Source organism: Arthrobacter wenxiniae (assembly GCF_013376105.1).
Lineage (GTDB): Bacteria > Actinomycetota > Actinomycetes > Actinomycetales > Micrococcaceae > Specibacter > Specibacter wenxiniae.
In genome coordinates, this window is sequence record NZ_JAAMFM010000019.1 from 73,566 (window position 1) to 80,018 (window position 6,453).

Annotated in this window: 6 protein-coding genes, 1 pseudogene and 1 riboswitch; of the genes and pseudogenes, 6 read left to right on the forward strand and 1 reads right to left on the reverse strand. The window is 67.0% G+C overall.

Annotated features, from left to right (window positions below):
- Nucleotides 1-12 precede the first annotated feature (12 nt).
- The gene (gene upp, locus G6034_RS12775) at nucleotides 13-651 is read left to right on the forward strand and encodes a uracil phosphoribosyltransferase (protein ID WP_176635490.1); all 639 of its coding nucleotides are present in this window, start codon (nucleotides 13-15) and stop codon (nucleotides 649-651) included.
- Nucleotides 652-753: 102 nt separating this feature from the next.
- On the opposite strand, the gene G6034_RS12780 is transcribed toward upp, so the two are convergent.
- A complete protein-coding gene (locus G6034_RS12780; protein WP_176635491.1) occupies nucleotides 754-1,452 on the reverse strand; it encodes an aggregation-promoting factor C-terminal-like domain-containing protein in 699 nt (232 codons plus the stop codon).
- Nucleotides 1,453-1,458: 6 nt separating this feature from the next.
- Nucleotides 1,459-1,642, reverse strand: a riboswitch (cyclic di-AMP (ydaO/yuaA leader).
- Nucleotides 1,643-1,834: 192 nt separating this feature from the next.
- Here G6034_RS12780 and G6034_RS12785 point away from each other — a divergent pair.
- The 5 genes and pseudogenes from G6034_RS12785 to G6034_RS12805 all read left to right on the forward strand — a co-directional run.
- A complete protein-coding gene (locus G6034_RS12785) occupies nucleotides 1,835-2,395 on the forward strand; it encodes a MarR family transcriptional regulator (RefSeq protein WP_176635492.1) in 561 nt (186 codons plus the stop codon).
- A 5-nt stretch (nucleotides 2,396-2,400) separates the two neighbouring features.
- Nucleotides 2,401-3,657 carry an MFS transporter gene (locus G6034_RS12790; RefSeq protein ID WP_176635504.1) on the forward strand — a complete coding sequence of 419 codons (1,257 nt, stop codon included), beginning with the start codon at nucleotides 2,401-2,403 and terminating at the stop codon, nucleotides 3,655-3,657.
- A gap of 564 nt (nucleotides 3,658-4,221) precedes the next feature.
- A complete protein-coding gene (locus G6034_RS12795) occupies nucleotides 4,222-5,067 on the forward strand; it encodes a winged helix-turn-helix domain-containing protein (protein ID WP_176635493.1) in 846 nt (281 codons plus the stop codon).
- Between the two features lie 80 nt (nucleotides 5,068-5,147).
- A complete protein-coding gene (locus G6034_RS12800) occupies nucleotides 5,148-5,669 on the forward strand; it encodes a SixA phosphatase family protein (protein ID WP_176635494.1) in 522 nt (173 codons plus the stop codon).
- Nucleotides 5,670-5,924: 255 nt separating this feature from the next.
- Nucleotides 5,925-6,370, forward strand: a pseudogene (locus G6034_RS12805) (transposase family protein); the annotation flags it as partial.
- Nucleotides 6,371-6,453 lie beyond the last annotated feature (83 nt).

The following is a 6,453-nucleotide window of genomic DNA, read 5'->3' on the forward strand; positions in this document are numbered from 1 at the left end:
TAGCTTTTATCTATGCGCGTACTGGTTGCGGATCATCCGCTGATTGCCCACAAGTTGACCGTCCTGCGGGACAAGACCACCCCGTCGCCGGTATTTCGCCAGCTGACCGAAGAACTTGTCACCCTGCTGGCCTACGAGGCGACCCGCGAAGTGCGCGTGGAGCCGGTCAACATCGAAACGCCCGTGGGGCCGACGGTGGGTACAGGGCTGGTCAAGCCGACGCCCCTGGTGGTGCCTATCCTGCGCGCCGGGCTGGGCATGCTCGAGGGCATGACGCGCCTGCTGCCGACGGCCGAAGTCGGCTTCCTGGGCATGGCCCGCAACGAGGAAACCCTCGAGGCCATCACCTACGCCGAACGCCTGCCCGAGGACCTGACCGGCCGGCAGGTGTATGTGCTGGACCCCATGCTGGCGACCGGCGGCACGCTGATCGAGGCGTTCAGGTTCCTCTTTGACCGCGGCGCCGCTGACATCACCTGCATCTGCCTGCTTGCCGCCCCGGAGGGCCTGGCGCGGCTTGAGGCAGCACACGGCGGGCGGGACAACGTCCACGTGGTGCTGGCGTCGATTGATGAGGGCCTGAACGAAAAGTCCTACATTGTGCCGGGCCTGGGCGACGCCGGCGACCGGCTGTACGGGGTTGTCGACTAGCCGTTTCAACCAAGGCGGGGCCAACTCGCGAGTGCGGTGAGTAAAATCACCGCACTCGCGAGTTGGCCCCGTTTTCGCGTTATTTCGAGCCCTGGGGGCCTGTCAGTACCAGCCGACGGCCACTTCCTGGGCCCAGGCGCCGCAGGGGCTGCCGTAGCGGCCCTCGATGTACGTCAGTCCCCAGCGGATCTGCGTCTTGAAGCTGGTGCGGTAGTCCGCCCCGGAGATGGCCATCTTCTCGGCCGGGAGTGACTGGGCAATCCCGTAGGCGCCGCTGGAGGCGTTTTCCGCCGATGTCAGCCAGCTGGACTCTTGGGTCCACAGCAGGTTCAGGCAGTTCATCTGGTCCTGGCCCCAGCCTTTGGCGGCCAGCTGGCCGGCGGCGTAGGCCTTGGCCGCCGCGGGGTCGTCCACCAGGACCGGGGCCGCCTTGGCGGGCGTGGCAACACGGGTCACGGCGTCCGACTGGCTCTTGACAGCCGGGGCCTTGGCCTTGGCCACGGAACTGACGTCGATGCGCGAGAAGGAGACGGCGATGTCCGACGGGGCGGACACAGCCGGCGGCGTGGCGTCGGCGCCGGAAACCAGGCTCGCCGCCGCAAGCCCGCCGGGAACACCGTTGGCTGACGCCTGGGCCAGCCCTCCGCCGGCCAGCAGCGCGGCTGCGACGGCGACAACGGCCATGCGACGTGCCGGGCCTCCGGTTTTTGTGGCCGCGGCCTCCTGGGCGAGTGCCTCGCGGCGGGATTTCCTGCTGGCGGGTTCGGCGCGGCGACGGCCGTGCTGGGGTGCTGAAGACATAAGAATAGGGCCTCTCGACGCCTGCGAGGTGAGCTGTCGGGAACGGATGAGAGCATCCGGCCGGGCGGCGCACAGCAGCTGCACGCGCAATCGGCTTAACCCCAAGGGCTTCCATGGGTAGGAGGCCCGCAAAGATTGGGTCCCCCGTCTCTGCCACATGTGTGAACGGGAAAATGGGCGGCGGCAGAGCTCGGCGAACCGTCCATTTGTGCCAAGGAACCGTGGGTGGCTCGGCGGGCACCCCACCCACGTTACAGAAACCGGGCAGCATTGTCACATTTTGGTAACGGCAAAGGGTTGACAGGCATTTACTTAGCAATGCTAATGACCTATGCTAAGTAACGGAATACACGAAACTTATGGCATCAGGTTGATACAAGCGATGACTCAAACACCCGCCGGCACTGTGACCGGACCCACGACGCCGGAACCACCGGCCGCCCCCCCGGCCAGCCCCGCTTCGCCCGGGTGTGCAACGAACGCGGCGGCCGCGGGCCCTGTCAAGGCGCCGGCAGCGAGGCGTCCTGCGGGGGCGGGCGCACTTGCCGCCGAACTGCGCATTGCCGTCATGCGCACGTCCCGACGGCTGCGCGCCGAAGCGGCCTCCCGCGACATCAGCCCAGGCCAGTATTCGGTTCTGGCCGGGATACTCAACGGGCCACTGACCGTGGGGGAGCTGGCCGAGCGTGAGCAGATCCAGGCGCCGTCCATGACCCGGATTGTCAACGGCCTCGAGGCTGCCGGCTTCGTTACCCGCGGCGACAATCCGCAGGACCGGCGCCAGGTCCTCGTCCACGTGACGGACGCCGGCACCGCCATTCTGCAGCGGGCCCGGTCCCGGAGGACGCAGTGGCTGGCCAAGCGCGTTGCGGGGCTGTCCGCCGAAGAACGCGCCACGCTCCACGAGGCAGCCCGGATCCTGCAGGAGATGAGCGCCAAGTGAATTCCATGTTCCGCGCCCTGAAGGTGTTCAACTACCGGCTCTGGGTGACCGGGGCTTTGGTTTCCAACATCGGCACCTGGATGCAGCGCGTGGCCCAGGATTGGCTGGTCCTGACCGTGCTGACACACAACTCCGGTACGGCCGCCGGGATCACCACGGGGCTGCAGTTCCTCCCGATCGTCTTCCTGGGTCCGTTCGCCGGGCTGCTGGGGGACCGCGTCAACAAGCGCAGGCTCCTGCTCTGCACCCAAACGGCCATGGGCCTTTGCGCCCTGCTCCTGGGGCTGCTGGTGGTCACGCACACGGTTGAGCTCTGGCACGTGTACCTCCTGGCCTTCCTCCTCGGCGTGGCCAGCGCCTTCGACGCCCCGTCGCGGCAGGCATTTGTCTCCGAAGTCGTCGCGAAGGAGGACGTGCCCAACGCCGTCGCCCTCAACAGCGCCTCCTTCAACCTGGCACGCCTGGTGGGTCCTGGCGTCGCCGGCCTGGTGATTGCCCTGTTCGGAACGGGTCCGGCCTTCCTTATTAACGCTGCCAGCTTCGCTGCCGTGATCTTCTCGCTGTGGCGCATGCGCGTCGCCGAGCTTCAGCCGGTGGTGCGCGTGCCGCGGGGCAGGGGCCAGATCCGGGAAGGCTTCCGCTACATCCGCCAGCGCCCCGACCTCATGATGATCATGGGCCTGGTGTTCATGGTGGGAACATTTGGCATGAACTTCCAAATCACCAACGCCCTGATGGCCACCAGCATCTTCCATCTGGGCCCCGGCGAGTACGGGCTGCTGGGATCCGTGATGGCCGTCGGAACGCTCGCCGCCGCACTGCTGGCGGCACGCCGCAAGAGGATGCGGATGCTCTACATCGTGGGTGGCGCCCTGGCGTTTGGCGTGACCGTGGCGATCGCCGCGTTCATGCCCAGCTATGCGCTGTATGCGTTGGCGCTGGTCCCCGTGGGCCTGGCCTCCCTGACATTCATGAACGCCTGCAACACCACCGTCCAGCTGACCACGGACTCCGCCATGCGCGGTCGCGTGCTGGCGGTCTACATGGTGGTGCTGCAGGGCGGGACGCCGATCGGCGCGCCGCTGGTGGGGTGGATCGCCACCGAGTTTGGCGCCCGCTGGTCGCTCGGGATCGGTGCGGTGGTGGCCTTCGCCTCCGGGTTGGTCGCACTGGTCCTGATGAACCGCCGCAATCACGTCCGGCTCCGCGACCAGGTGCGTTCGCTGCGGCCGTTCACGGCAGCCCATGCCCTGCACCGGTAGCGGCGCGGGCCGCCGGCCGAGTCCGCCCGCACGGCGCAACCGGAGCCCCATAACATCTTTTTCCTGCCACAACCTGTGCGCCGACGGAGCGATTTTCCCGTCCCGGGACAGCCGCAGGGGAAGCGTGTGAACTAATTCGCCAAATTGTGCCTTGATGGCGAATGAATTAACCTGAAGCGGTCATTTCGTGTTGATAAGTTCAACGTCAAACGCATTACGCGGCTAATGTGAGGCAAAATTAGCCATGTTAGCTTTATCACAAATCGCGTCAATATCTCATAATGTGGACGTTTGGACCCTTTGTTACTTGCGAGTTCCTTTTATTACGTAGGACACTGGGCTTGTGAACACCCACTCAGTGAATTCTGCAGCCGCAGCCACCACCACCTACAACGTAGGCGAACGGCAGCACTGTCGTTGTCGAATGCAGGCCTAGGGCACACCCCCAGTCCAGGCGTTTTTCGGCCCCATGGCCAGCCCCTCACGGGGCATTTAGTTCTGGCCCCCCAGGACACGAGGAAAGCATTCGCGCCGTCCCCGACGGCCATACACCGAGGTAGTTCAATGTCAGTCGCATCCGGATACGTCCACATCTCAGTCCGCAACGCAGCCAAGGCCGTCGCCCGAGGCGCATCGGCCGCCCCGCAGTTTCGTCCCGCCGGCCAGGAGCAGGCACCCTACGGCAACCCGGCGGCCTACCGCCGGGATGCCGACGCGGCCGCCGTACGGCTGCGCGCCGTCCCCGAGGCATCACCCATGACGGCACCCACCCCCGTCATTGCCGGCAGCGACACCCTGCGCGGCGTCAGCCCGGACAACGTGGCCCGCGGCTTCGTCCTGTACGTGGGCGTGGACGAGGACACCGCCGCCGCAGCCGGAACGTCCCTGGCCAAGCTCGCCCAGGACATCCGTGCCTATGCCCAATCCCTGGTCCCGCAGGCCCAGAGCTACGCCGCGGTGGCCATCGCGCCGTCGGACGCCGTGGGCAGCCCGCTCGACGTGGTCCGCTCCACCTTCGGCGACCCCACCGTGGCCAGCCGCCAGCGCCAGGAACCGGTCCGCGTCCCCGTTGCCGCCGAGCGGCGCCCCACCGGCGTCCTGATCGACCTGGCCCGCCGCGAAGTCCACCTGGACGGCGAGACCCTGAACCTGACGTTCAAGGAATTCGAGCTGCTGAACTACCTGGTGGAAAATGGCACCCGCACCGTGGGCCGCGACGAGCTCCTCGAGGGGCTTTGGGGCAACGCCGACGAGGTGCCCAACGAGCGCACCATCGATGTCCACATCCGCCGCCTCCGCTCCAAGCTGGGCCGCCTCGCCAACACGGTCCGCACCGTCCGCGGTGAGGGTTACCGCTTCTACGAGCACCCCGAGGTCGTCGTGTGGGCGGCCCCTGAATATTCCATCTAGGCCCAGCGCACGACGCCGGATGGGCACCCGGGTGCCCATCCGGCGTCGTGCGCCGGGGTTTCGCTCACTAAACTTGCAGCATGAGCGAACACCACATCAAGCGGCTGGTCCTGATGCGCCATGCGAAGGCGGCCTGGCCCCTGGGCGTCGAGGACCACGAGCGGCCGCTGGCCCAGCGAGGGCACCACGAGGCGCCGCTGGCCGGGAAGTGGCTGCTGGAGCACGGGATTGTGCCGGACTTCATCCTGTGCTCCTCCGCCTTGCGCACCCGGCAGACCTGCACCTGGGTGTGCCAGCAGCTTGGCGACAAGGCGCCCACGCCCAAGCTGGAGCAGGGGCTCTATGCCGCCAGCCCCCGGCGCATGCTCTCGGTGGTCAACCACGTGCCGGAAACCGTCACGACGCTCATGGTGATCAGCCACATGCCCGGCGTCCAGGAGCTGGCGCTCACGCTCGCCTCCCGCGACTCGGACCAGGACGCCTACATGAACATGGCCAACGGCTACCCGACCAGTGCGTTCACGGTGCTCGAGCACGGCGGCGACTGGGCCACGCTGGACGGACAGGATGCCCGCGTCACGCACTTTGTGGTGCCGCGGTAGGGGCTGTCCTGCGGCCAGGACTGCCGCCTGGGCGGGCCAGTCGTATTGCCGTCGATGGCGTGGGTGTCTCTGCAGTAGCTCGGAGGGTGTTAGGCCGGACTTGGGAAGTCTCAATCGGTGGGGCTTCGCCTCTGACTACACTGTAAGCCTTTCCCACAGACCAGATCCTGGACCAGATCACGCCGGACCTTGGCCTGACAGGCTCCCGGGCCCGGGCCGAAAACGCATCCTGGGCGCTGCGGGATCGCCTCGCCTGGCCGTGCCGCGCACGGGTGCTGCGGCTCGTGTTCTCGGTACTTCTGGGGATTGGGGCTCGGCCTGATCGGCAACTGGACGGGACGCCGTACCTTTGGGGCCTGGGCAACCCGAAAATCGGCGAACGCGGGGTCACCCAAGCCCTCCTGGAACTCGACGGCCACCTCATCCGCGAAGGACAGGTCATCCCCGGGTGGCCTGGTCGGCCTGGCCGTCGCCGGCCGGCCGGTCTGGCCGTCGCCGGCCGCGACTTCGAACGACCAATCACCGACGTCCTCGGCACCACAGTGATCCGGCCCGACCGCGGGGACGAGAATCCACGCTTCGGCAAATCCGGCGGCGTCCGGCAATGGATCGAATCCGTCTTTGACACCCTCAAGGGCCGACCCGGCCTCGAACACCACGGGGGCCGCACCCTCGCCGGCGTCAACGCCCGCGTCGCAGCCCTCCAGCTGTGAACCGTCCCAATTTGTGGGGGTTGATTCCTCCACAGGGGGTGCTGCGTGGGAAGTTGTTCCGGTTTCGAATT

Coding starts and splice junctions, on each gene's coding strand:
- upp (WP_176635490.1), top strand. CDS start 13: ATGCGCGTACTGGTTGCGGATCATCCGCTGATTGCCCACAAGTTGACC.
- G6034_RS12780 (WP_176635491.1), bottom strand. CDS start 1,452: ATGTCTTCAGCACCCCAGCACGGCCGTCGCCGCGCCGAACCCGCCAGC.
- G6034_RS12785 (WP_176635492.1), top strand. CDS start 1,835: ATGACTCAAACACCCGCCGGCACTGTGACCGGACCCACGACGCCGGAA.
- G6034_RS12790 (WP_176635504.1), top strand. CDS start 2,401: ATGTTCCGCGCCCTGAAGGTGTTCAACTACCGGCTCTGGGTGACCGGG.
- G6034_RS12795 (WP_176635493.1), top strand. CDS start 4,222: ATGTCAGTCGCATCCGGATACGTCCACATCTCAGTCCGCAACGCAGCC.
- G6034_RS12800 (WP_176635494.1), top strand. CDS start 5,148: ATGAGCGAACACCACATCAAGCGGCTGGTCCTGATGCGCCATGCGAAG.